20 protein-coding genes are annotated in these 25,226 nt (G+C 52.7%); all 20 read right to left on the bottom strand.

Annotation, left to right across the window (positions count from 1 at the left end; all coding sequences use genetic code 11):
• Positions 1 to 7: 7 nt before the first annotated feature.
• The 20 genes from Q7K71_02580 to Q7K71_02485 all read right to left on the bottom strand — a co-directional run bounded on the left by Q7K71_02580 (position 8) and on the right by Q7K71_02485 (position 25,214).
• The gene (locus Q7K71_02580; GenBank protein ID MDO8674991.1) at positions 8 to 583 is read right to left on the bottom strand and encodes a CvpA family protein; all 576 of its coding nucleotides are present in this window, start codon (positions 581 to 583) and stop codon (positions 8 to 10) included.
• A gap of 156 nt (positions 584 to 739) precedes the next feature.
• The gene (locus Q7K71_02575) at positions 740 to 4,102 is read right to left on the bottom strand and encodes an AAA family ATPase (GenBank protein MDO8674990.1); all 3,363 of its coding nucleotides are present in this window, start codon (positions 4,100 to 4,102) and stop codon (positions 740 to 742) included.
• Positions 4,103 to 4,205: 103 nt separating this feature from the next.
• Positions 4,206 to 7,616, bottom strand: a complete 3,411-nt coding sequence (locus tag Q7K71_02570; protein ID MDO8674989.1) for a M28 family peptidase — start codon at positions 7,614 to 7,616, stop codon at positions 4,206 to 4,208.
• Positions 7,606 to 7,956, bottom strand: a complete 351-nt coding sequence (locus tag Q7K71_02565; GenBank protein ID MDO8674988.1) for a hypothetical protein — start codon at positions 7,954 to 7,956, stop codon at positions 7,606 to 7,608. Before Q7K71_02565 ends, Q7K71_02570 begins: the two co-directional genes overlap by 11 nt.
• 116 nt (positions 7,957 to 8,072) lie before the next feature.
• A complete protein-coding gene (locus Q7K71_02560; GenBank protein ID MDO8674987.1) occupies positions 8,073 to 8,270 on the bottom strand; it encodes a hypothetical protein in 198 nt (65 codons plus the stop codon).
• Between the two features lie 30 nt (positions 8,271 to 8,300).
• Complete coding sequence (locus Q7K71_02555; protein MDO8674986.1) at positions 8,301 to 9,533, bottom strand: trans-2-enoyl-CoA reductase family protein; 1,233 nt, start codon at positions 9,531 to 9,533, stop codon at positions 8,301 to 8,303.
• 90 nt (positions 9,534 to 9,623) lie between these two features.
• Positions 9,624 to 10,826: a glucose-1-phosphate adenylyltransferase gene (gene glgC / locus Q7K71_02550; GenBank protein ID MDO8674985.1), complete on the bottom strand. Its 1,203-nt coding sequence runs from the start codon at positions 10,824 to 10,826 to the stop codon at positions 9,624 to 9,626.
• 17 nt (positions 10,827 to 10,843) lie between these two features.
• Entirely contained in the window at positions 10,844 to 12,862 is a 2,019-nt protein-coding gene (locus Q7K71_02545) for a tetratricopeptide repeat protein (protein MDO8674984.1), read from the bottom strand.
• Positions 12,859 to 13,593: an ATP-binding cassette domain-containing protein gene (locus Q7K71_02540; protein MDO8674983.1), complete on the bottom strand. Its 735-nt coding sequence runs from the start codon at positions 13,591 to 13,593 to the stop codon at positions 12,859 to 12,861. The genes Q7K71_02545 and Q7K71_02540 overlap by 4 nt, the downstream gene beginning before the upstream one ends.
• Positions 13,593 to 14,351 (bottom strand): ABC transporter ATP-binding protein, encoded by a 759-nt coding sequence (locus tag Q7K71_02535; protein MDO8674982.1) that lies wholly within the window; start codon positions 14,349 to 14,351, stop codon positions 13,593 to 13,595. Before Q7K71_02535 ends, Q7K71_02540 begins: the two co-directional genes overlap by 1 nt.
• Positions 14,352 to 15,344 (bottom strand): ABC transporter permease, encoded by a 993-nt coding sequence (locus Q7K71_02530; protein MDO8674981.1) that lies wholly within the window; start codon positions 15,342 to 15,344, stop codon positions 14,352 to 14,354.
• Positions 15,328 to 16,302, bottom strand: a complete 975-nt coding sequence (locus tag Q7K71_02525; GenBank protein MDO8674980.1) for an ABC transporter permease — start codon at positions 16,300 to 16,302, stop codon at positions 15,328 to 15,330. The genes Q7K71_02530 and Q7K71_02525 overlap by 17 nt, the downstream gene beginning before the upstream one ends.
• Before the next feature lie 6 nt (positions 16,303 to 16,308).
• Positions 16,309 to 17,988 (bottom strand): ABC transporter substrate-binding protein, encoded by a 1,680-nt coding sequence (locus Q7K71_02520; protein ID MDO8674979.1) that lies wholly within the window; start codon positions 17,986 to 17,988, stop codon positions 16,309 to 16,311.
• 1 nt (position 17,989) lies between these two features.
• Positions 17,990 to 18,340, bottom strand: coding sequence for a preprotein translocase subunit SecG (gene secG, locus Q7K71_02515; GenBank protein ID MDO8674978.1), 351 nt, complete (start codon positions 18,338 to 18,340; stop codon positions 17,990 to 17,992).
• A gap of 142 nt (positions 18,341 to 18,482) precedes the next feature.
• Positions 18,483 to 19,256, bottom strand: coding sequence for a triose-phosphate isomerase (gene tpiA, locus Q7K71_02510; GenBank protein MDO8674977.1), 774 nt, complete (start codon positions 19,254 to 19,256; stop codon positions 18,483 to 18,485).
• 38 nt (positions 19,257 to 19,294) lie between these two features.
• On the bottom strand, positions 19,295 to 20,479 hold the full coding sequence (locus Q7K71_02505) for a phosphoglycerate kinase (protein ID MDO8674976.1): 1,185 nt from the start codon (positions 20,477 to 20,479) through the stop codon (positions 19,295 to 19,297).
• Entirely contained in the window at positions 20,476 to 21,828 is a 1,353-nt protein-coding gene (locus Q7K71_02500) for an O-antigen ligase family protein (protein MDO8674975.1), read from the bottom strand. Before Q7K71_02500 ends, Q7K71_02505 begins: the two co-directional genes overlap by 4 nt.
• Positions 21,829 to 21,841: 13 nt before the next feature.
• Entirely contained in the window at positions 21,842 to 22,783 is a 942-nt protein-coding gene (locus tag Q7K71_02495) for a GDP-L-fucose synthase (GenBank protein ID MDO8674974.1), read from the bottom strand.
• Positions 22,780 to 23,793, bottom strand: a complete 1,014-nt coding sequence (gene gmd, locus Q7K71_02490; protein ID MDO8674973.1) for a GDP-mannose 4,6-dehydratase — start codon at positions 23,791 to 23,793, stop codon at positions 22,780 to 22,782. Before gmd ends, Q7K71_02495 begins: the two co-directional genes overlap by 4 nt.
• Positions 23,793 to 25,214, bottom strand: coding sequence for a sugar transferase (locus Q7K71_02485; protein MDO8674972.1), 1,422 nt, complete (start codon positions 25,212 to 25,214; stop codon positions 23,793 to 23,795). The genes gmd and Q7K71_02485 overlap by 1 nt, the downstream gene beginning before the upstream one ends.
• Between the last annotated feature and the right edge of the window lie 12 nt (positions 25,215 to 25,226).

Below are 25,226 nucleotides of genomic sequence, written 5' to 3'. Positions count from 1 at the left end.
AAACGCCTTATATCTTACTTTGGCCGCTGACAACCGTGAACACGTCCGCGTTAAACTTTTGGCTTTCGAACAATTTGCCGATCACCTGATGGAACAAAAAACTGTATGTATCCGGGGCCGCCCTGGCGGCCACCTTATGCCCCCACGAGGAGAACGCCTGACGATGGACCAAAGGATGAGGCACAAGGAACACGGCAAACAGCACCGTACTGCATAAAAGCCATCCGCGCACAGCACCCAACACGCCGGCTCCGTATTTGTCAAAACCCTGATGGTTGGTCTCTACCTTAAATAAGAGCGAAATGCCGTCACGCGCGAATTTAAAAACAAGGATGGCCGCGCACACAAGGACGGTAAAGACCAAAAACCTTAAGCCCGCCAGCGGCAGGGATGTTTTTTTCGCCAAAAATTCCGCGGCAAAAGCGTAATAATGCGACCCGACAAAGATCGCGGTCACAAGGCCCAAAAACTTGAAAACCTCTGCGACAAAGCCGGTTGTGACGCTGATAAAAACCGTACGGACGAACAAAACCAGCAGTGCCACATCAACCCAATTGATGGATCTGAAAAATTGCGTCAACATATTGATTTTAAGTAATTTAGGTGCAAGTATAACATGCACCTATGGGAGTGTCAAGGAAGCGCTTGCCGGCACAGGATAAGGGTATAACTGCTTATTGACAATGGGGTTATGAAATAAATCTGAAGAGGTCAAAAAATTATTTTTTGGAAAATTCCCCTAAACCCCCGCGACCGCGGGTTGGGGTTCAAGACGGGCTTCGGCCTTGGGTTCGGCCTTTCCGCCGGAGGCGGATCCGCCTTTGGCGGAGGGTTCGATCGGAACAGACTTTTTCTGGCCGCTTGCACTGAGCCCTTCGGCTTTGCTCAGGGCAGGCGCCGTCGAACCATCAAATTTGACCGAAACAATGCGGGATACGCCGCGCTCCTGCATGGTGATGCCATAAAGAATGTCGGCGTTGGCCATGGTCTTTTTGTTGTGGGTGATGACGATGAATTGCGCGATCTTGACGAAATCCTTCAAAAGATAGGCGAAACGGCCGATATTGCTTTCGTCCAGGGCCGCGTCGATCTCGTCCAAAACGCAGAACGGGCTGGGGTTGACCTTGAAAACGCCGAAAATGAGCGCGATGGCCGTCAGCGTCTTCTCGCCGCCGGAAAGAAGCGAAATATTCTGCAATTTCTTGCCCGGCGGACGGGCGATGATGTCAATGCCGCATTCCAGGGCATTCTCGGGGTCCTGCAAAACCAATTGCGCCTGGCCGCCGCCGAAGAGCATGCGGAAATACACCTGAAATTCCTCATTGACCCTCGTGAACGTGTCGGTGAACATCTGCCGGGTGGTGCGGTTGATCTTGGTGATGGTCTGCAATAAGGCCTCGCGCGCGGTCAAAAGGTCGCTTTGCTGCTTGGTCAAAAACTCAAACCTTTGTTTTAATTCCTCAAATTCCTCGATGGCGACCAGATTCACCGCGCCGTAGGACTCGCAGCGCTTCTTCAAATTTTCGATCTCAACGGCGGCTTCTTCCTCATTGATCGGCGTTTGGTCGACGGGCGCCCCGCCTGCGGCGGGGCTTTCGTCCCAATTGATCTTATAGGTCTGCAAAAGTTTATCTTTCAGGGCGCGCTCGTTAAAATGGATCTCCTGCTGACGCAAATCGTCATTATGGCGGTCGGTCTTTAAAGCGATGACCGCATCCTCGACGCCGCGGGTCTGGGCGCGCAAACTGTTCAAACGGCCGGTCATTTCGGATCTCTGGGCCAAAAGGCCTTCCAGTTCAACAGCCAGCGCTTCCTGGCGGCTTTTAAGCCCGTCGAGCTGGCTATTCAACTGCGCGATCCCCTCATGAAGTCCGGTTTTCTTGGCCTGGGCCTCCTGGCTTTCCCGGTCAAAACGCGCGATGTCCGCCAGGTCACGGTCCAGATTTTGGGTGTAAACCGAACAGCTCTCCTCGTGGGACTTCCGTTTGTCCGCCGCGGAAAGCACTTCGGCCTCCACCTGCACGATGGCCAGCCCCATGTCCTCACGCTCTTTATGCTGGGCCGCGATCCATCCGGCCTTGGCTTTGACATCGTCCTGGCAGCGCCGGATCTGTCCGGTAATGCCCTCCAGCGTCTGGGACAATTCGCTTTCCTGGGTCCTTAACGCGGCCAGATCCGTTCCCACCTGGGCCGATTCCGTGACGATCAGGTCCAATTCACCGGTGATCTTTCCGCTTTCCTGCTCAATGTTATTTTTCTGCGCTTCCAGGACGGAAAATCCTTTTTCCCCCTCCTGGATATGCTTAAGGTCCGCGTCTATTTCGGCATTGCGGGCGTCAATGGTCAGGACTATTTGCGCTTTGGCCTCAAGCGCCCGGGCCAATTGGGCGTCAAGGACACTGATGCGCTCGTCCATATGCCGCAGATCGAGTTCAACATATTTGGTCGCGCAGGTGATCTCATAGAGTTCGCGCACCGCTTCGCCGGCCATGACCCGGATGTCCTTGATCTTGCCGATGATGCCGGTCTGCTGTTCATTGGGACGGACGCAGGAAATGAATTTGCCCTCCACCACCGGGTCGGGGATGTCCTGATACTGTGTTTGCATCTTCGCGACGAAATCTTTTTGGGACAATAAGAAAAGTTTCTTCTTTTCCAGATCGTCCGCCGCTGTTTCCTGCGCGGCCAGCGACGATCTCAGTTGGGCTAAATGCGCGCGTTTGCCTTCCAGGTCCGCCCACAGGGAGGACAAAATGGACTCCGACCGGGCAATGGCCGCGTTGATGGCCTCGGCCTTTTGGCTGACCTGCGTGCGCTCGCCGATGACTTTATTATTTTCATGTTCCAGGCGGTCCTTGCGCGCCGCGCATTCCGTGACGCGTTTCATGTTGTCGGTCAATTGGTTCTTGACGCGCGCCTGCTGGCCATTCAAATGGAATTGTTCGTTCTCGTAATTCTGGATGGAAAGTTTCGCCTCGCCGATGGCGTGCATGATGACGGCCAGCGCGTCCTTCCTGGCCTGCAGCCGGACCTGCACCGTGGCCAAATTTTCAGACAATTGGGCCAGGCCCGAACGGATCTCTTCAATTTTGCCCTGGTTTGTACTGCAGCGGGCCAAGGCCGCGGCTTTGTCCTGCTCAAGGCGGGCACAGACCGTATCCAGGTCCGCCAGACGTTCTTCATTTAAAATAATTTGACGGCCGAAACTGTCCTTGTCGTTCTCCAGATGCATCTGCCTGGCCTTGGCGGCGCTGATGGCTTCGTCTATTTCTTCGACGAGGGCTGTTTCATGGTCAAGACGGCGGTTGGCCTCTTGCAGTTCGGCGGCTAAAGAACCCTCCTTGGCCTGCAGGGCCTCGCTCCGGGCCGTCAATTCCTGCATGTCCGCGGCAAACCGGGCCATCTGACGATGGGCGATGAGGACCTCGAAATTCTTGAGCCGCTCAAAGTCCTCCTTGTAACGCTGGGCCTTTTTGGCCTGGCGCTCGATGGAGCCGATCTGGCGTTTGACCTCAACGACAATGTCATTGATGCGCAAAAGATTGTCTTCGGTTTCCTTGAGTTTGCCCAGCGCCTCTTTTTTCTTGGCTTTATATTTGGTGATGCCGGCGGCCTCATCAAAGATCTGGCGGCGGTCTTCGGGCTTGGCGCTGACGACTAAGTCCACCTTGCCCTGCTGGATCAAAGAATACGCTTCCGCCCCGACACCGGTGCCCAAAAAGAGCTCAACGATGTCCTTCAGGCGGCAAACGTTCTTGTTGATGAGATATTCGCTTTCCCCGGAACGGAACAGCCGCCGGGTGACGGTGACCTCGTCGTATTCAATGGGGAGGATCTTCTTTTCGTTGGAAAAGGTCAAGCTGACTTCGGCGAACCCCAGGGGGGGCTTGCTGTCGGTGCCGTTGAAGATCACGTCCTCCATGGACGAGCCGCGCAATTCCCTAACACTCTGCTCGCCTAAGACCCAACGAACAGCGTCAAAGACATTGCTCTTGCCGCAGCCGTTGGGCCCGACGATGGCGGTGAGGCCGGGCTGGAATTCCAGCACGGTCTTCTCGGCAAAGGACTTAAAGCCAAAAATTTCCAAACGTTTAAAATGCATATACATTTTAATTTAACGGTCAATCGACGGGAAGTCAACGGGGAAGTGATATTTTTATGTGTCATTCCCGAATGCTTCTGTCGGGAATCCAGAACATGGCTATTTAATTTTGGATCCCCAGAAACAAATGGAGATCATTCATGGGCTGGATGTTGATAATGACCGGCACAAAGCCCGGGGCGTTTTGCAATTGCTCCAAGATAACGGGGTTGATGTTGAATTTGACCCCCTCCTTGTCATTCCCGCGAAGGAGGGAATCCATTTTTACCTGTAAATTCTTATCAACGGCATTCAAATCAATACCGCCTTTATTCAACATAGCTTTATCCTTTTTCGTATCCTTACTATCCACAGGATTCATCTCTTTTCTTACAGGAGCAGTAAAATTTTTAGGCACAAAAGGATTTATATCTACGGGAGCGGCTGTCCATCCTCCCCCGATAGAAATACCCACTGCCTGAGCGGCCTTTTTAATCAAATTCATTCTTTGGATTTCCCACGGAACAATATTTTTAGGTTCCTCCTTCATAATTGTTGTTAATTGGCCTGTCTTAAAATCGTAATCGCCATGAATGTAGTGATCTAGGAATACAGCCGGGGCTGATTTCAAATTCCCATATAACAACCATAGAGCAAGGTCAGTCGCAAACAATTCTTCAGGCGTATGAAGATCGCCTATATAACCAGACCTGTGCAAATCAACTCCTTGCTTTCTCAATCCATCTTCACTGATAAAATGCCCCAGTTCATGTGTTAAGACAAGATCTGCGGATGCATACCATACCCCGGATTTTAACGAGTACCCGTAAGGAAGCCAGATCGCCTTGGAACGAAGAGGAAACCCGAACTCGATCATTCTTGTCTGTCGATTGGCATGAGCAATGCCCGAAGACAGATCATATATAATCCCCTTGAAATGTTCCCGATAACCCGGGAACTTTTCCCTGATAAAACTCATCCATCGCGATAACAACTCATATTCGTCTAGTGAAACGGCGTGGCGCGATTGAAAAGAAAGCCCGTACGACTCAAATAATCTTTGTGTATCCGTTAAATAGTTCCGTTCCGTGCGATCAATCCCGGCGGAAGTCAAGGGAATATAGGAGACAGACGCTTGCCAAACAATATCTTTCTCTCCCCTGGCCAGTTGATGTAATGAGGATAAAATCCACCTCGTGATCTGATAAATGGACGTTGGCGACACCTTGTCTGGGGAGTCCTTTTCAGTATGGAGTATTGTGGATTTACCCCAGGGGATGCCTGAAACAGTTAAAGCTGGATATCCGTAAAGGGTATATGCTGACGCATCGCTAGGCAATGTCTCAAAAGCTGATACATCGTTAATGTCATTATGCAAATTAAATGGTGGGTCGTTGGAAAGAACGTTCCGGACCTCTTTTTCCAATACACTCACGGCATCTTGCCCCTTGGATACAATAGGTTTAGAAAGCCATATATCCGGCTTTGTTCCTTCTTTCGACAAACTTAAATGTGACTGGCCTATGCTATCAATATCGATAAAGAAAACATTACCGTCATTAATTCCAACATCCTGCAAATCTTTAACAGCAGCTCTTGCTCCCAGCTTTCCATATTCTTCATCATTGGTAAATATAAAATAAACATTGTCCCGAAAGGTGTAATTGACTGCGGCCCTGGCGATCGCCAAAAGTGACGAAATCCCCGAACCATTATCATCCGCGCCGTACATACTTCTCGTGTCAAAATGCGCGGAAAGTACAATATGCCTCCTCCGGGCTCCTTCCGTCCCCGGGATCATGGCTGCGATGTACGCCGGGCCGACCTGCGGAATGTCTCTATAAAAAACTGTCGGTCTATTAACCTGTCGAATGGGACCGGAATCTGCAGCATAATAAACCATGAGATTTTGATCAATAAATTGTGCTACCTTAAGATTGTCTTTTGCTCCCATCACGCGCCACTCAAAATAAGGCAGAGTATTAACAGCATCTGTAATGGTTCTCTCTACGGATTTATCCAAGGTGATCGTCGTTTGATGAGGCAAATGTGTCGGTCGAGTATCGCCAGGGGACAGCACTAATCCGGCAGTCAAAATAACTAAGGTCGCTTTCTTAATACCATTTATGATCCGATCAACCCTTTCACTTCCCAACATAGCCTCGTCCACAACATCTAAAATCTTTTCCGTTTGCCCCATAGTGGCGCCACCCGAAAAATACTTCCTTGGGATCATCTGTTGGGTGATGGGGTCCTGCTCTTCTTTGATATAGTTATAAACGCCTTTCTTGAAGGCGGTGAGGTATTGCTGGTAAATGGCTTCGACATCGTTGGGCGGGTTTCCCTGGGGTGCTTTCACATTCAGTGCTTGGTTGGTTGGCAACGTGCTTGGGGACACGTTCTGCGGAACATGTCCCCGGGTTGGCGTAGCGTAGCCAATGCCTGAGATTTTATTCTTGTCCGCATACACTTGAAGAAGGATGCTGTCCTTGATCTTCTTCTTGTACCAGGTGGCCAGGATAAGAGAGTTGTAGACCTGACGCAGTTGGGCGAAATTTTTGTTTTCGTTGACTTCCTTGGTCAGGGCTGGGATTACTATTTCACGGACGACTTGGGAGCCAAGAGCATTAACATCCCCGCGTGGTGCGGGGCGCTGGTCCGGCGAATAAGCCGGACCGCTTAGCGCGCCTGCGAGCTGGTGAGCAGGCCGGGTTCCATAGTGGCTTTGCAGGACCCGCCCTTGATGTTCAAGAGCTAGGTAGTCCTGTTCCAGCATGACTTTAAGCTTTGATTCAACCACATAGGCCGTGCCTGCCTGGGCATTCTCGTAGACAACGGCCTTCTCGGGAACGATCCAGACCTTGTTGAAGGTATTGACCGGTATATTGGTTGTTCCATACCTTTTGGCTGCTTCTTGGTATATCCTGTTCCAGAACTTCTTGCCGAATTCGTCTTCAGGATAAATGAGGCTTGCCGTGATCTGTTTGAGCAGATAGTCCTGGGCTAAGAGGTCACGTCCCATCTCGGTTTGGCCAAAGGATGTAGGGACGATGCGGTCTTTCTCATAGGGAGATAAATTGACCCACAAGTCCTTCTCTGGAACGGTCAAAGAGGCGAGGAAGTACTTGATGAGTTTATTGGCTTCTTGTTTGAGTTCTTCTTGCTTATCCCCCTCCCTAGCCCTCCCCACAAGGGGGAGGGAATCACCTTGATCAAGAATAAAGTCAAAACGAAATGGGTTGTCAGGATGGACCTTGAGGCCTTTGAGGACCGGGGGGTTAAAGGCGGGGCTTAAGCCAATGCGGGTGCCGGGGGCAGGCATGTAGGGGCGATTAATAATCGCCCCTACGTCAGCATAGGCAGGTGGCAAGGTCAAGCCATTGCCCAAAAAGGCAAAAAGCAGGCCCAAAGCCAGAAAGCGTCTTATTCTTGGATTTAAATACATGATGGGCCAAGTATATACGATATTTAAATGATTTGCCAATCGGGGAGTTTTGATTTGCTGGATTTTGGGGGGAGAAAATCTATTCTTCAAAATCTAAATCATCATTGGTTTTCAAAACAAATTTCTTCTTGTCTTCATGAAAACAAACATCCTCAAATAATTCAAAGAATCCATGCCTGCCCAGAAAGCCGATGCCCGCCTTGTCCATGGTGCGCGAGAAACCGGCCCTACAATGAAATTGCACTGGCTCACCATCAAGAACCACCTTAACGGTAACCTTATGAAAATAAAGAACGTCCCCTCCGCCAAGTCCGCCCGATCGCAGGCGACGGCCGCTTTCTATATTCAGACCGAGAATTTCCCCATATCTCGCAGGAAAAACACAATAATCCGCTCCTGAATCAACGATACAGGCAAAAGAAAAATCCAAATCCTTTTTTTGATGGGACAATACGGTATGCAACATCGGACGGGACATGATCCGTCTGGCAAACGAACCGCTGGCAGGGATGATCAGGTTGGTATAAGCAAGATTGAATATTTGCTTCAATAGAAGACCGCCGCCGTATAGGCATCCGGGGATTTGATAAGAAAGGGTTGCTGCTCGCCTTTTTTTCTGGCTTGAGTAATGGCTGTGCGCATGTTCTTGGAAACGCCAAGGACGGTCTTTTCATCTGCTGTCAATGTCACCCATTGACCCGCAAATGGCTCAATCAATTTAGCTAAAGTTCTCACACGTCTCATACATTAATTATCCACCAAAACGATAAAAAATCAAGAGCGGTGTTTTGAAACGTCGGCTTGCTCAAGGGGCACGTCGGGGCCGACTAAGGGGTCGACGTCGGCGTCGTAGTCAACACCCTCCATGCCGAAGCCGAAGAGGCGCAGGAAATCGCTGTTATAACCGGTGACGTCGGCGATGGCGTTCACATTGTCACTGGACACGATGGCCCACAGTTTGTTGACCTCCGCCTGGACCTCAGGCAGCATTTCCAGGTTGTCAATGCGCACGCGGCCGGCCTCATCCACGGGGATATGATCAAACGCGCGCCCGTTATACAGACGTTCGGCAAAGAGCCGATAGGCCTGCTGGATACAGTCCTCATGCACACCCTTGGTCTTCATCACCTTCATCAAGAGCACAAAGTATAAAGGAATAAAAGGAATGGCGGAACTGCTTTGGGTGACTAAGGCCTTGTTGACGGATACCACGGCCCGGCCGCCGCTTGGCTTGAGAAGGACATCGAGTTTATGGGCCATGGCCTCCAGATGGTCTTTGGCCGCGCCGATGGTGCCGTTGCGGTACACGGCCGTAGTCATGTCCGGACCGATGTAGGAATACGCCACGGTCAATGCCTTGGGCGCCAGTAAATTCCGCGCGCGCAAGGCCTCGATCCAAAATTCCCAGTCCTCCCCGCCCATGACCTTGACCGTGTCCTGTATTTCTTCGTCGGTCGCCGCTTCCAAAGTGACCGTGGTCACCCGGTTGGCCTCAAAATCAATGCTCTTATTGGTGTAAGGTTTGCCTTTGGGCTTAAGAATGGACTTATATAATGTTCCGGTCTTAGGGTCAATACGCCGCGGAGAAGCCAGGGAATAAATGACGCAGTCGGTCTGTCCCCAGTCCCTGGCAACGGCGTCACAGACCTGCCGGCGCATGTCGTCGGAAAAAGCATCACCGTTAAAACTTTTGGCGTAAAGCCCCGCCTTTTTGGCTTCTGTTTCAAAAGCGGCGGAATTGTACCACCCGGCCGTGGCCGTGCGTTTGCCGTCAGAGGGTCTTTCAAAGAAGACACCCATCGTGGCCGCGCCGCAGCCGAAAGCAGCTGTAATGCGCGAAGCCAGGCCATAACCGTGAGAGGCGCCCAGCACCAGGACCTTTTTAGGCCCGCCGCTGACGGCCCCGCGCGAACGCACATAAGCGATCTGCCCGGCGACATTGCGGGCGCATCCGATGGGATGGGCGGTGATGCAGATGAAACCGCGGATCTTCGACTGAATGATCATAAATGAGCACACAAGTTATGGAGTCCCGACCGAAGCGTCGGGACGAACATAACTTGTTTGTGCGAATTTATCCCGCGAAGCGGGATTTCCTCATAATGATGTTTTTTTCGCAACAATTACTATCCCCGACGTGGTCAGCGTAAAACGTTTACGGTCGTCCTCTGCATCAAAACCGATGCGGGCACCCGCGGGAATGACCACGTCCTTGTCAATGATGGCATTCTGGATCTGCGCCCCTTGGCCTATGGTGACGCTGTCCATGATCACGGAATTTGTCACCGACGCCCCGTCCTTAATGAACACATTGTTGGAAACCACCGAATGGATGACCTGCGCGCTTTCCAGGACACAACCACTGGCCACCAAAGAATTGACGATCGTCCCTGGTTTTTTACCCGTCGTGTACGCGCGCACGGGCGAATAATGATGATAATGCGTCCTTAAGGGCCATGATCTTTCAAAAAGGTTGAATTTGGGGTCGGGGCCCACCAGGTCCATGTTGGCCTGATAATAGGCGTCGCGGGTCCCGATGTCGCGCCAATACGAAAATTCATTATTGGCCGCAAAATCGTAAGCGGACACCTTCATTTTCTTTTGGATCATCTGCGGGATGATGTTCTTACCGAAATCATGGCCGGAATCGCTTTTGTCCGCGTCGATCTTCAATTCTTTGAACAAAACGTCCGCATTAAAAAGGTAAATGCCCATGGACCCGAAAATGGAGCCGGGGTCCGACGGGATGGTTTTAGGGTCTTTCGGTTTTTCCTGAAAACCCACGATCATGCTATTTTTATTCACTTCAACCACCCCGAAATAGGCGGCTTCGCTTTTAGGCATGGACAAGCACGCCACGGTCATGTCCGCGCCTGTACGGACGTGATCGTCGATCATCTTGCGGTAATCCATCTTGTAGACGTGATCGCCGGCGAGGATGAGCACCAGTTTCGGGTCATAATCCTGGACCATGTTCAAATTCTGGTAAATGGCGTCCGCGGTGCCGCGGTACCAGTCGGCGGAAATACGCTGCTGGGCCGGGACCACGTCGATGAACTCCCCCAATTGATTGGAATAAATGTTCCATCCCTCCAGGATGTGCCGCTGCAGGGAAAAGGACTTGTACTGGGTCAAAAGAAAAATCCGGCGCAGCCCGGAGTTGACGCAATTGCTCAATGCAAAATCAACGATGCGGTAAATGCCGCCGAAAGGAACGGCGGGCTTGGCCCGGTCGCGGGTCAGGGGGTCTAAACGCTCGCCTTTGCCGCCGGCGAGGATGAAGGTCAAAATATCACGCATGCGAAAACCTTTTGTTTTTACTTTTTCAAACGTTCTTTCAACTTCCTGACTTTATCGGCTATTCTAACATCATTGGGCTTATCCGCAAGCAGGCGTTCGTATTGCCTGAGCGCTCCCTGACGGTCCCCCAAATGTTCATAGGCATTGGCCAGTCCCATGCGGCTCTGGCGGTCGCCGGGAAACAGCATGACGGCCATGCGGAAATGTTCAAACGCTTTGCGATAATCCCGGCGCCGTGCATCGATCTTCCCCCACAACCTGTATGCCCCGGGGTGGTCGGGCGACACCTGCAAGGCGCACGCCACCTCCTTTAAGGCGGGCCCGTCCATCCCCAAGGACTCCAGGAGATAAGCACGGCTGACAAACGGGAACGGGTCAATGCGTTTGGGGCCGAGCTTCAAGAGGTCCATGGGTTTGGGGTTCCACTTGTTCAGATCAACGGCAAATTTCGTGATCAGGGGTTTATGGACCGGCGTCTCTTTAAGAAAAATGACGGCATCGTCGTCGAAATACACGACCTTCCATCCGGGCATGCGGGCAAACATCTTAAGGACCTTGCGCGGGATGTCCTGATTGTTGTTGTTCAAGAACGCGCCGGTGATATTGCGTTTGATATCCATCTCCCGGAACATCTTCAGGTCTCCCTGCTTCCATACCTTTTGATAACGTTCAAAAAAATCCGAGCCGTACAGTTCGGTGCGTCCGTCGATAAAAACCTTCACGTTGGGGTAAGCGCGGCCGATGAGATACGCGCCGGAATTAAAATCATTGAAAAAATCACCTTTGATGCCGTTGGCGACCAAAAAATCCACGGCCTTATACGGATAACTGCGTTTGGACAGTCCCCCGAATTCGCTTTTGCGCTCATACGTATCAAAATCAAAATAGCCGTTGGTGGCCACCGCCAGCCCCAGATTCATCATCCACATGAGCAGGGAGAGCTTCAGGATAATGCCGGTCATGGATTTGAACCTGGGATGCGTGAAACGCAGCGGCGTCACGTCGTCCCAGACGACCTGCGCGGCATTGGCGGCAAAGACCAGATACGCGGCCGCCGCGAAAAAAACCATATTGCGTATGGCGGTGAGCGAAAATAAGAGAAAGACGATCCACACCAAAAAAACGCTCACATCCACGCGCCGGCGGTTAAAAACGAAACTTAAAGCCGAGAGCAGGATCAGCATTTTATAAGGAAGGTATTGCAGCGTGAACAGCGTGTTCCAGGCAATGGGTTTTTGCAGTTCGGTGATGTGTTTGAAAAATACCCCTGCCCCATTGCCCAATTGTCCCAGGACAACAAGCGGGTATAAAGCGCCTTTGATACCCAAAGGATTGACACAGCAGGCCAGAAGCACGGCTAAGCCCGCCCATCGAAGACGCCGGTATTCTTCGTCGGTCAAACGCGCGACGGTATTCCATTCAAAGGGCAGGGGCACGCGGCGCTTGAGGAATTCCGCGAATATCCCGGTCCCGATGAGCAAGGGCCCGAAAAAGAAAAACCCGTGCATGTTCGTCCACACCACCTGGATCAGGACCAGAGCGGGCAAAAACCATCGCTTGTGAATGTGCGCTGAACAAAGATGGACGTAAAGGACGAAAAAAAGCAGGGAAAAAATGTCAGGACGTATCGTGAAACGGGTCTTATAGACCAAAAGAACCAGAAGCAGGGTGAAAACAACCAGCCATTGACGCTCGCGGCTGTAGCCCAGAAAAAGCAGCAGGGCCAGGGTCAGGGTCACCACCCATACCTGCATGGTGATCAGCCCGTCAAAGCCGAAGAACTGATGCACATAGTGGACAAGGACCTGGAACAGCCATTCGTGATTGATCCAGGGTCTTCCGGCGATGGTGGAGGAAAAAATGTCAACGGACGGGACAGATCCGGTTTCGGCGATGATCTGGCCGGTCTTCAAATGCAGCCACAGGTCCAGGTCTTTGACCTCAACACCGGCCAGGAAAACGGCGAGCCCGAAAAATACGCCGAGGGCGGCGATCCCTGAAAGATAACTTAACCGTTGCCAGAATCGGTCGCTCATGTCGTATATTCGAAAGCGGCTTTATGGAGTTGGCGCGCGTATGGATGTCCGTCGGGACCAAAAACCTGCGCCCAGGACCCTGTTTGAAGGACGCGGCCCTCACGCATCACGGCTATTTTATCACCGAAATCCCGCACGACACGCAGATTATGGGAAATAAAAACGCATGTCAGCGCGAAATCACTGCGGACCTTCTTCAAAAGGTCCATGATCTGTTTTTGCACCAGCACGTCCAGAGACGACACGGGCTCATCGAGCACCAGCACGCGGGGCTGGGTCAACAGCGCCCGGGCAATGGCCGCGCGCTGGCGCTGGCCGCCGCTCAACTGATGGGGCCGGCGGACCAGCATGTCCTCTGTTAAACCGACCTCGGCAAGCACGGCGCGCATCTGCCTCTCCTGCTCCTGGGGGCCCAGACCGGGCCGCGCATGGAACGCTTCAGACAAAATGCCGCGCACCGTCCAGAGCGGGTCCAGACTGGCGTAAGGGTCCTGAAAAACAATTTGGACCTTACGCCGGCCGCGGGTATCCAGAAGTTTGCCGTCGAGCAGTATCCGCCCTTCATCCGCGGGCAATAATCCCAAAAGGACCTTGGCCAGCGTGGTTTTCCCGCATCCGGATTCACCGACGATGGCCAGACATTCACCGCGCTCAACAGATAAACTGACCCCGTCCACGGCTTTGACAAGGCCGGAAGCGAAATATTTCTTGATGTCCCGCATCTCAAGCATTATTGGAATACCTTGACCATGGCTTGCGTGTACGGATGACGCGGGTTTGTCATGATGTCCATGACCGGCCCCGCTTCCACGACCCTGCCCTCGCATAACACGACCGCGTCATCAGCAATGTGCGCGACCATGCCCAGATCATGGGTGATCAAAATGACGGACATCTCCGACTTAAGCGCGCGCAACACGTCCATGATCCCGGCCTGGGCCACGACGTCCAGATTGCTGGTGGGCTCATCCGCGATCAAAAGTTTTGGTCTACAGGCAATGGCCTGGGCGATCATGGCGCGCTGGCGCTGGCCGCCGCTCAACTGATGGGGATAACGGCGGACCACGCGTTCGGGCTGCGGCAATTGCGCCTGGGACAAAACTTCCATGGCTCTTTCATGGCGCTGTTGCGATGATAGATCAGTATGCGCGGCCAAAACCTCGTCGATCTGTTCGCCGATGGTGAACAAAGGATCAAAAGCGTCCAACGGCTCCTGGAACACCATGGCGATCTGCGCTCCCCGCAGACGACGCATCTGTTGGTGAGGTAAAGATAAAATATCCTGACCATCAAAAATGACGCTCCCGCTGCGGATGCACAGGGGTTCGGCCAGAAGCCGCAGGATGGACATCCCCGCGGTGGTCTTACCGCCGCCTGAACCGCCGACCAGAGCCATGATGCGTCCTTTGCCCACACAAAAAGAAACGTCGTTGAGAATTTTTGTTTCGTTAACAGTAACTGTTAAATTTTGGATGGATAATAAATTCATTTACGATCCTTCTAAAGCATCACGCAGGCCGTCGCCGATGACGTTAAAACAGATGACGGCCGCGAAAATAAAAAGCCCGGGAATGAGGATCCACGGCGCGAATGTGATCTGGACAATGCCCATGGCATCTGAAAGCAAATTTCCCCAACTGGGGACCGGGTCCTGGATGCCTAAACCCAATAAACTCAAACCCGCCTCCCCTAAAATATAAGCGGGGATGCTCAACATGAGCGCCACCAGAGAATACGACACCGTATGGGGCAAAATATGGCGTAGAATAATAATGCCGTCGGGCACGCCCATGGTTTTGGCGGCCAGCACATAATCCCGTTGGCTCAAAGACAGGGCCATCCCCCGGATGACGCGCGCCAGCGACGCCCACCCGATAAAAGACAAAATGACCACGACCGAACAATAGATCTGCACGGAATTGAAATTATCCGGCACCGCGGCGCGCAAAGCCAGCATCAAATAAAACCCGGGGACCATCATGAACGCTTCGCAAACACGCATCAAGATCCCATCCACCCATCCGCCGTAATAACCGGCAATGCCTCCCACCATCAGTCCCAGCGTAAAGGCGATGGCCACCCCGGCCAAGCCGATGGACAATGAGATCCTCGCCCCGTAGAGAATACGGGAAAGAAGGTCACGGCCGCGGCTATCCGCGCCCCACAGATAAACGCGCCCCGGGGTGTCCACGCCGAACAAACGGCCCTCACGGAAAAACCGGACCGGATATTTTTGCGCGGGGTCAATATCATAAACCCTTCGGCGGTATTCATCAAAACGCAGAACGCGGCCGTAAACGAACGGCGGCACGAAATGACCTTTCTCCCAAATAACAACAGGTGTGGGCGGGCAGAACGAATAATTGCGGTCTTCATCGCCATAACCATAAGGCGCCAGAACGTCGGCAAAGACCGCAGCCCCGTACAATAAGCCCAGAACGCAGGCACATCCAACAGCCCAGCGGTTACGCATTCGAGCCATAACGGATCCTCGGGTCCACCCAAAGTAAAAGAATGTCGGCGAGCAAATTTCCCAACAGCAAAAGCACCCCGCCCATGAGCATGCTGGCCATGACCACATACATGTCCTTGGCCCGCACCGCGGTGAGCATCAGCGTTCCCAGTCCCGGCCAGCTGCAAACGATCTCGACGAGCGCGGCCCCGCTTAAAAGACCGGAAAATTCATATCCCAGCAAGGTGACCATGGGATTAAAAGCGTTGCGAAGAGCGTGGCGGTAAATGACCTGGTTTTCCGGCAGGCCTTTGGCACGGGCCGCGGTCACGTATTGTTTGCGCAAAACGGAAAGCAGATTGGCGCGCATGAGCCGCTGTAAACTGGCCATGGACGCCAGGGACAGGACCACCGTCGGGATGATCAAATGCGCGCCGACATCCAGGATCTTGGCGAGAGCTGTCATATCATCGTAGGTCGGGCTGCGCATGCCTCCCAAAGGCAGAACACCCCACTGGCTGGCCGCGTACAATAACAGCATGGCCAGAAAGAATCCCGGCGTGGAAAAAGCGGCGAATGACAAAAAACTCAATAAACGGTCAGCCAACCGGTTGCGGCGAAGCGCGGCCCAGACACCTAAAGGAATGGCAACAAGCCATGTCAGCAGGAAACTCGCCAAAGATAGGATGAACGTATTGCCCAAACGGCCGACCAGAATATGAGTGACCGGCACATTGTAATAAAAAGAATAGCCGAACTCCCCGCGCAGGATATTGGCCAGCCAATGCCCGTATTGGATGAACAGCGGCTTATCCAGGCCGTAAAGATGCTCATAACGCGCCACGGTTTCCGGCGAGATCTGCGGGTTCATCTTAAGCGCGTCAAAAAAATTGCCCGGTGTTGCGCGCATGATCAGAAAGGTCATGAACGTCATGGCCAGCAAAAGCAGGACCGCAATACCCAATCTTTTTAAAATGTACAGGCGCATATCTTATTATTTTACGTAAATCTCCTCCAGATTATGCAATGCCCCGCCGTAAGCAGAAGGTTTGAGATCGCCGAAACGGTCGCGCACGGCAAAGAGATTGTCGTCCAGATACGTGTACACCACGGGCAATTGCTGGGCGGCGATCATCTGAAACTCGTCGTAAAGGACCTTGCGCTTGTCCTCGTTGAGTTCCTGCACGCCCGCGGTGAAAATGTCATCAAGCCGTTTCTCCCACGCGGTCGCGGGCACCTCCTGCTTGGGACCCCACAAATGCAATTGGCCGGACGAATGCCACACGTTCTTGCCGAAATGCGGCTCTATCCCGCCGGTCAAACCCAAAATGATGGCATCCCAATCATAGGAAGACATAAGTTTAGCGACCAAGGCGTTGAACTCAAGCGTCAGCAAATTCACCCTCATACCCAAATGTTCCAGGTCCGCGCGGACCATGGCCGCGATCTGGGTGCGCTCCCCCGCGTTGGTATAAAGGTTGAACTCGACGGGATCGCCATTGCTGTCATAAAGGCGGCCGTTGCGTTCTTTAAAACCGGACGCGGCCAGATACTGCCGGGCCTTATCCAGATCATAATTGTAGGAAGGCGTCCTGGGATTGTAAAAGAACCCGGAGCTCGGGCTCATGGGGCCGTATTGGGGCGTGCCCAGCCCGTTGGCCAGGATCTCGATCATCTTTGGCCTGTCAATGGCATGGGCCACGGCCCGGCGGAAATTAACGTCCGTGAACCAGGACAATTTCACCGGGTCCACAAACGCCTTGCCGGTTTTGGGATTTGCGCGCGCGTTCTGATTGAACGCGATAAAATTGCTCCCGAACGCGGGGCCGGCGTCATAAATATGAAAATTTCTTTTTGCCTCCAGGGGCTTAAGCAAAGGAAAATCTGCCCCGCGCAGATCCACGTGATCCAATTGTCCGTCCAGAAATTTTAAAAGCCGGCCGTCCGCGTCGGGGATGATCAAAAAGACCACCTTGTCCAGATACGGCAGGACATCCCCGTTACCGGCCTTTTTCCAATAATGCGGGTTGCGCCTGAAAACCAGCCGTTCGCCGGGAGCGTATTGGTCCAGATAAAATGATCCTGTGCCGACGACGTCCTTAGGGGGAGTATCAATACCCCAGGTGAAGGCGAACTTGCCCGCCTTCAGCGGCCCCTCCAGTTTATGTTTGGGTAAAATGGGCTGGGACATGCCGCGCAAAAACGGCGCGAATCTGACCGGCAGGATAAAACGCACCGTCAGATCATCCACCTTTTGGACCACAAACGGTTTGCCGTCCACGGTGAACACGTCGCGCGAAGAAGACGGGATATCGGGATTGTAAATGAGGTCATTGAAGGTAAAGACCACGTCGTCCGCGCCAAAAGGCCTTCCGTCAAACCACGTCACACCGGGGCGCAAATGAAACGTCCACGTCAGCCCGTCGGGACTCACCTGCCAGGAGGCGGCGAGATTGGGAATAACTTTCAGGGTGAACGCATCGGTGGTGGTGAGCCCTTCAAAAAGCATGTTGGTGACCGCGGAACTCGAGGTCTCGCTGGCCACGATCTCATTGAAGGTCTTGGGGTCGGAAGATACGGCTAAAACAATTTGCCCGCCGTAACGGTTTTGGACCGCCCCGGCGGGCATGGACAGCAGAAATAAAAATAAAAATGCGGAAAAAAATATTTTCACATTAGGGCTTGGGGGTGCTGTCCGGCACTGTTGTTGCCGCCGGAGCTGGCGTCACCGGCGTAACAGTGACAGCCGGCTGTTTGGTTTCCTGGGCCTTTGGCAAAAGCCGATCATTGGTCATCAGAGATCTTTCCTTCTTTGAAGCGTTGAACGCCAGGATCAAGGACGTCACAAGAAAAATCAGGGCCAAAACCGTCGAGACGCGCACCATGAACGCATTGGTCTGCGTGCCGAACATGGACTCCGCCGAAGCAAAACTCTCGGCCAGGCCGCCTCCCCTGCCAGCCTGCATGAGGATGGAAATGACCAGAAGAACGCACACCGTAACGTGGATAAAAAGGACAAATCCCATAAATTGGTCTCCTAAGATTAAACTCTAAATCCTAAACTCTAAATCCTAAACAATATCAAAATTCAAAAGAACAAAATTCAAAACGTTTGGGTCATTGGAACATTTGGTCATTTGAATTTGTTTAGAGTTTAGAATTTAGGGCTTAGAGTTTAACATCTTTATTTAAAGCCGCTTTAACAATGGCCGCGAAAGAAGCCGCTTTCAAACTGGCCCCGCCCACCAAAGCGCCGTCAATGTCGGGCTGGCTGATGAGCGCGGCGATGTTTTCCGGCGTAACACTGCCGCCATACTGGATGCGTACGGACTGCGCCGTGTCCGGATTAAAAATTTTTGCCAAAAGGCCGCGGATAAACGCGTGGACTTCCTGCGCCATGGACGGTGTCGCGGTCTTGCCCGTGCCGATGGCCCACACCGGTTCATAGGCCACGACGATCTTGTTCATTTCATCAAATGTCAGGCCCGCCAAAGATCCCTGGACCTGCGTCTGGATGACGGCAAAGGTCTTACCGGCCTCGCGTTCGGCCAAATTCTCACCCACACAAACAATGGGCGTCAAGCCATGGGCCAGGGCCGCGCGCAGGCGCTTATTGACCGTTTCATTGGTCTCCCCGAAATACTGGCGGCGCTCGGAATGGCCGACAATGACATATTGAACACCAAAATCTTTGAGCATGGGCGCCGAGATCTCGCCGGTAAAAGCGCCGCTGTCAGCCCAATACACATTCTGGGCGCCGACGGCGATATTGGTCTCGATCAGGGCCTCACTGACGCTTTCAAGCGCGGTGAACGGCGGGCACACAACAATGTCCACGCCTTCTAAATCTGCCACCTCGCGCTTTAGCTCCTCCACGAGCACAATGGCCTCGCGGGAGGTTTTGTTCAATTTCCAATTTCCGGCAATGATAGGTGTGCGCATATTGATTGTCCGTCTGTAGGGGCGATTAATAATCGCCCTTACGGTTTATTATTCAAAGCGGCAATGCCAGGCAATTCCCTGCCTTCCAAAAATTCCAGCGAAGCCCCGCCGCCGGTGGAAATGTGGGTCATCTTGTCTTCCAAACCGAATTTGGCCACCGCGGCCGCCGAATCCCCGCCGCCGATGATCACCGTCACATCTTTTAAAGACGCCAGGTATTCGGCAATGGCCCTTGTGCCCTTGGCGTAAGCATCGCGCTCAAAAACACCCAGCGGACCGTTCCACACCACGGTCCTGGCCTTGGACAAAATGGCCTTATACCGTTCGCGGGTCTTGGGGCCGATGTCCAAACTTTCCCACCCGTCGGGAATGGTATCGGAAATTTTGCAGTCGTCGCTGGTAAAACTTTGGGTGATGACGAAATCAATGGTCAGCGCCATTTCAACGCCGGCTTTTTCGGCCTGCTTAAGAAGCTCCCCGGCCATCCCCACCTTGTCCGCTTCCAGTTTGGAATTGCCGATGCTTTTGCCCTGGGCTTTCAGGAACGTGTACGCCATGCCCCCGCCGATGATGATGGCATCGGCCTTGGGGATCAAATTCTTGATCAACGCGATCTTGTCCGAGACCTTGGCCCCGCCTAAGATAACAACCAGCGGCCGCTTGGGGTCATTGATGGCGCTGCCCAAATATTGCAGTTCCTTTTCGATCAGAAACCCGGCCGCCGACGGCAAAAACGCGGTAATCCCGGCTGTGGAGGCGTGGGCGCGGTGCGCGGTGCCGAACGCGTCATTCACGTAAATATCGGCCAAGGAAGCCAGCTCTTTGGCGAAAGCAGGGTCATTCTTCTCTTCCTCTTTATGGAAACGCAAATTTTCTAAAAGCACGACACGGGCCTTGGCCTGGGCAACACCGTCCTTGACCGCAGGCCCGATGCAGTCATTCAAAAATGTAACGGGCTCTTTCAACAGTTCCTGCAAACGGACAGCCACGGGTTTGAGCGAGAACACCGCTTCAAAACCAGTGCCCTTGGGCCGGCCCAGATGGCTCATCAAAATGACCTTTGCGGCCCCCTGCTTTAACGCGTAGCGGATAGTGGGCAAAGCCGCGCTGATGCGGCGGTCATCGGTGATATGAAAATGCTCATCCAAAGGCACGTTAAAATCCACGCGGATCATGACCCTTTTGCCCTTTAAAATGACGTCTTTGACCGTCTGTTTATTCATAGGGCGGGTTGGCTCCGGAAGATCTTTTGGACAGCCACAGCCAGGGCCATCATGATCCATAAAAACATGGACAATTGCACCGAGTAAAATGTGGTATCAAAAAAACTCTGGACCAAATACGCGAAAAATCCGGCCAGGGTCCCGATCAAAACGCAGCGCAGATATCCGACCGGCATCCGGTTGATGCATTGAAATGATCCTCTAAAAAATGTCCAGAGCATCCATAAGAACGCGCCTAACCCAACCAAACCCAGTTCCGCCGCGATCTGCAGATAGGAATTGTGCGGATACCCGCCCCAACCGATCTTATACGCCGGAGCAACACGGGAATAAGTGTTTAACCCCGCCCCAAACACCGGATGATCATAAATGATCCCCAGCGCTTCACGCCAATACGAGGACCTGCCCATCCCCGGGCTGACCGTGCCCTTGAGAAGGGTCTGAATATATTCCTTGGAAAAGATCCCGTGGTCTTTGGCGGTTTGGCTCATATTGTCCGTTTGGGCGCGGACACCATCCGTGATCAAAGGCGCGTTGCGGGTCTTGACCATGATCGGCATAAAAACCACAATAAATCCCATGATGATCAGGAAAACAATGAGCGTGTTCTTTCTTTTAGAAAGCCCTCCCAGCACAATGGCCGCGAAAAAAGCGATCCATGAAGCGCGGGAAAAGGTCAGCCCCAGGCACACGACCAGCACCAGACACGCGGCTAAAAGAAAAACGCGCACCCACCAGGAAGGCCTGCTGTCTAACTGCGTGCAAAATGCTTTCCAACGCAGCAACAGGACCAAAAGCAAGGGGGAGACAGCAACGATATAAGCGCCAAAATCATTGGCGTGACGCAGGGACGATGAAACACGGCCGCCCACCAGCGCGGTATTGCGCAAAAAATCATGGCCGAAAAAATACTGGAATAAACCGCTTGATCCCGTGATCAGGGCCGAAGCAAACCAGACAAAAATGAAATTATCCACCGAATCCGTGTCCGTGAACGCCTCCAAAAAAGCGCTGTACACATAGAACCCCTGCAATGTTTTCCCGAAAAATGCCACAATGCTCAACTGATGATGCTGGCTAAAAACAACGGAAAGGGCGGTCGCGGCAATAAAAAAACCTAAAGGACGGTCAAGGAAGCTGATGGGCGGAGCAAAAAAATCCCGCACGCGCGGCCAGAGCCCGCCGCCGGCCTTCGCAAAGGCCAACCCACGCTTGAGAGCAAGAAAAAAGATCGCGAATCCAGAAAAGGACTCCACCAGCGCGATGGAAATAGGCAGGCAAAAGATCAAAATGTAAAAAGAACCCCGGATCAAACGATCCAGCCATACGATCATATTTCTCTGGTCCATAGAATTATTTTGATTAACACCCATGGCTCTTAACATACCACTGGATGGTCTTTCTTAGGCCTTCTTGTAAACCGACCTTTGCTTTAAACCCAAATTCCTTTTGCGCGCGGGAAACATCCAGATGCCGGCGGGGCTGGCCATCGGGCTTGGACCCATCCCAGATCACGCGGCCTTTAAAACCCGTCAATTTCATGATCAAAACAGCCAGCTCTTTGATGGAGATCTCCTGTCCCGTGCCGATATTGACCGAATCGATCTTGTTGTATTTTTCCGCTGCCAGCACAATGCCCTGCGCGGCGTCTTCCACGTACAAGAATTCCCGCGTGGGCTTACCCGTCCCCCAGACCGTAATGCTCGAAGAGCGGCTTTGTTTGGCTTCCACGCATTTGCGGATCAGCGCAGGGATAACGTGGGATGTCGGCAGAGCAAAATTATCCCCAGGACCATACAAATTCACCGGCGACAGATAGATGGAATTAAACCCGTATTGCTGGCGGTACGCCTGGGACTGCACCAAAAGCATTTTCTTGGCCAGGCCGTAGGCGGCATTGGTCTCCTCGGGATAGCCGTCCCAGATGGAATCTTCCTTGAACGGGACCCGACAGAATTTCGGATACGCGCAAATCGTGCCTATGGCCACCAATTTTGACACCTGGAACAGGCGGGCTTGCTCAATAAGCTGCACGCCCATCATCAAGTTATCATAAAAAAATTTTCCGGGGTTTTCGCGGTTAGCGCCGATGCCGCCGACCACGGCCGCGGCATGGATGATGATATCCGGCTTGGTTTCTTTGAGCAAACGGCGGATCACGGAAACCTTGCGCAGATCGTATTCGTATGAACGTGGAACAAAGATCTGCCGGCAGCCGCGCCGCTTGATCTCCCGCACCATGAACTTTCCCAAAAAACCGGCCCCGCCGGTGATCACGACCTTTTTATTCTTCCAAAAATTCACGGCCTCTTCCCCTTCAGCCCGTAAACCGCTTTATGGGCCAACCCCATGTCCGCGTCAACCATCATGCGCACAAGTTTGGTGAAACTGACTTTCGGTTTCCATTTTAAGACCCGCCGGGCTTTGGACGCATCCCCCTGCAAAAGATCCACTTCCGTCGGACGGAAATACCGTTTGTCAATGGCCACATATTTGCGCCAGTCCAATTTGGCATACTCAAACGCCTCTTGTAAAAATTCCTTCACCGAGTGGGTCCGGCCGGTGGCGATCACATAATCATCCGGTTTGGGCTGCTGCAGCATCAGCCACATCGCCTCCACGTAATCACCGGCATAGCCCCAGTCGCGTTTGGCATTGATATTCCCCAAATAAAGCTTGTTTTGCAGCCCGTGTTTGATGCGGGCGATCGCCATGGTGATCTTACGGGTCACAAAGGTCTCTCCCCGGCGTGGGGATTCATGGTTGAACAAAATGCCGTTGCAGGCGAACATACGGTATGCTTCGCGGTAATTGACCGTCATCCAATATGCGTACACCTTGGCCGCCCCATACGGACTGCGCGGATAGAACGGTGTCCGTTCGGTTTGCGGGGTTTCCAGGACCTTGCCATACATTTCCGACGAGGAGGCCTGATAAAATTTGGTCTTAAGGCCGGAATCGCGGATGGCTTCCAGGATCCGGGTCGTGCCCACCCCTGCGCTTTCCGCCGTGTATTCGGGGATCTCAAAAGAGACCTTCACATGGCTTTGCGCGCCCAAATTATAGATCTCGTCGGGTTTTAAGGTCTTAATGGTGAGGTTCAAAGAACTGGCGTCGTTCAAGTCCCCGTAAACCAAACGCAGTTTGGGATTGCGTTCATGGGGGTCTTGATACAAATGGTCAATGCGGCCGGTGTTGAAACTGCTGGCGCGGCGGATCAAACCGTAGACCGTGTAGCCCTTGGCTAAAAGGAGCTCGGCCAGATAAGAGCCGTCCTGACCGGTGATGCCTGTGATCAGCGCGGTTTTTGCCATCAATAGGCCCCTTTGCCTTTCAGCACGACCGGCAAAGTCTGGAACAATATATACAAATCCAAACCAAAAGACCAGTTATTTATATACCAAATGTCCCACTTGACCAGGCGCACAAAAGGCAGGTCGCTACGGCCGCGGATCTGCCATAAGCCCGTGATCCCCGGGCGCACTTCCAGGCGTTTGAATTGCTGCAGGTCTTCTTTCTCGATCTGTTCCACGGGCAAAGGCCTGGGCCCGACCAAACTCATGTCCCCCTTGATGACGTTGAGGATCTGCGGCAGTTCGTCCAGACTGTATTTGCGCAAGAACGTCCCGAATTTCGTGATCCGCGGGTCTTTGCGTATCTTAAAAATAGGCCCGTCCACTTCATTTTTATCTTTGAGCTGGGACAACATCTCCTCCGCGTTGCAAACCATGCTGCGGAATTTATACATAGGAAAGACCTTGCCGCACAGGCCATAGCGCCTGGACTTGTAAAAGACCGGTCCCGGACTGTCGAGTTTGATGCGCACGGCAATGACAGCCAATACCGGCGACAGGAATAAAAAAATGATCCAGGCCAGGCAGAGATCAAAAAAACGTTTGGCCCGCAAACGGTAATTGACATCAACATCCCAATATTCCAGGACCGGAATGATCCCTATATTATATTTAGCCGGATCATGGACCATCCATTCATACCCTTGGGGAACGACACGGACCGCCACCCCCAATCCCCGCGCCTGCTCCAGAAGGCGCACGAACACGTCGCTGTTATGATGAATGGTGATGAACATTTTGTTGATGAACGATTTGGGGGTAATGGCAGAAAATTGATCAATGCGCCCCAAAACCGGCCAGGGACCGCTGCCGCACGTTCCGGTTTTATAATCATCCAGGAAACCGACAATTTTAACTCCCAGCGCGGGACGCTTTTTGATCTCCTCGGCCAGCAATACGCCCACCTTGCCGGCCCCGATGATCACGGCGTTAAAATTGTTATAGCCGCGCCGTGCCAGATAATTGACCAATAGTTTCTTAAACACCCGCCAGATCGAGCAAAACAGGGCAATGACCAGCGCGTTTAAGATCATGACGCCGCGGGGAAAATCCTGGATCTTGAACAAATAGGCCAGCGTGATGATGACTAACGTGGAGACAAAAATGGATTTGACGACTTCCCAGATCTCCAACCCTTCCATCTGTTCCCGGTGGGTCTTATATAACCCATGCGTCTGGTTAAAAAATAAAACGACCGCGGCCCATAAAAGGAAGACCGATTTAAAAGGATTGTCTTCTCCCAAAAAACCCGGAAGGTCTACGGTAAATGGCAGGGTCGCCCGCCTGGACCAGCAGACCAGATAAAAGGCCAAAAAGACGCAAAAAAGGTCAATGGCCGCGTAAATGGAACGGATGATCAAATATTCTTTTCGGGAGCGCATAGGCGATGTATA

It is taken from the genome of Candidatus Omnitrophota bacterium (assembly GCA_030650275.1).
Taxonomy (GTDB): domain Bacteria; phylum Omnitrophota; class Gorgyraeia; order Zapsychrales; family Fredricksoniimonadaceae; genus JACPXN01.
This window is presented reverse-complemented; position numbering and strand designations above follow the sequence as displayed.

What these genes read in the sequence shown, in the direction of transcription:
- Q7K71_02575 (MDO8674990.1), bottom strand. Translation starts at nt 4,102, where the DNA reads ATGCATTTTAAACGTTTGGAAATTTTTGGCTTTAAGTCCTTTGCCGAG.
- Q7K71_02500 (MDO8674975.1), bottom strand. Translation starts at nt 21,828, where the DNA reads ATGGACCAGAGAAATATGATCGTATGGCTGGATCGTTTGATCCGGGGT.
- glgC (MDO8674985.1), bottom strand. Translation starts at nt 10,826, where the DNA reads ATGCGTGATATTTTGACCTTCATCCTCGCCGGCGGCAAAGGCGAGCGT.
- gmd (MDO8674973.1), bottom strand. Translation starts at nt 23,793, where the DNA reads ATGGCAAAAACCGCGCTGATCACAGGCATCACCGGTCAGGACGGCTCT.
- secG (MDO8674978.1), bottom strand. Translation starts at nt 18,340, where the DNA reads ATGGGATTTGTCCTTTTTATCCACGTTACGGTGTGCGTTCTTCTGGTC.
- Q7K71_02525 (MDO8674980.1), bottom strand. Translation starts at nt 16,302, where the DNA reads ATGCGCCTGTACATTTTAAAAAGATTGGGTATTGCGGTCCTGCTTTTG.
- tpiA (MDO8674977.1), bottom strand. Translation starts at nt 19,256, where the DNA reads ATGCGCACACCTATCATTGCCGGAAATTGGAAATTGAACAAAACCTCC.
- Q7K71_02535 (MDO8674982.1), bottom strand. Translation starts at nt 14,351, where the DNA reads ATGAATTTATTATCCATCCAAAATTTAACAGTTACTGTTAACGAAACA.
- Q7K71_02555 (MDO8674986.1), bottom strand. Translation starts at nt 9,533, where the DNA reads ATGATCATTCAGTCGAAGATCCGCGGTTTCATCTGCATCACCGCCCAT.
- Q7K71_02505 (MDO8674976.1), bottom strand. Translation starts at nt 20,479, where the DNA reads ATGAATAAACAGACGGTCAAAGACGTCATTTTAAAGGGCAAAAGGGTC.
- Q7K71_02560 (MDO8674987.1), bottom strand. Translation starts at nt 8,270, where the DNA reads ATGAGACGTGTGAGAACTTTAGCTAAATTGATTGAGCCATTTGCGGGT.
- Q7K71_02540 (MDO8674983.1), bottom strand. Translation starts at nt 13,593, where the DNA reads ATGCTTGAGATGCGGGACATCAAGAAATATTTCGCTTCCGGCCTTGTC.
- Q7K71_02580 (MDO8674991.1), bottom strand. Translation starts at nt 583, where the DNA reads ATGTTGACGCAATTTTTCAGATCCATCAATTGGGTTGATGTGGCACTG.
- Q7K71_02545 (MDO8674984.1), bottom strand. Translation starts at nt 12,862, where the DNA reads ATGAGCGACCGATTCTGGCAACGGTTAAGTTATCTTTCAGGGATCGCC.
- Q7K71_02485 (MDO8674972.1), bottom strand. Translation starts at nt 25,214, where the DNA reads ATGCGCTCCCGAAAAGAATATTTGATCATCCGTTCCATTTACGCGGCC.
- Q7K71_02530 (MDO8674981.1), bottom strand. Translation starts at nt 15,344, where the DNA reads ATGGCTCGAATGCGTAACCGCTGGGCTGTTGGATGTGCCTGCGTTCTG.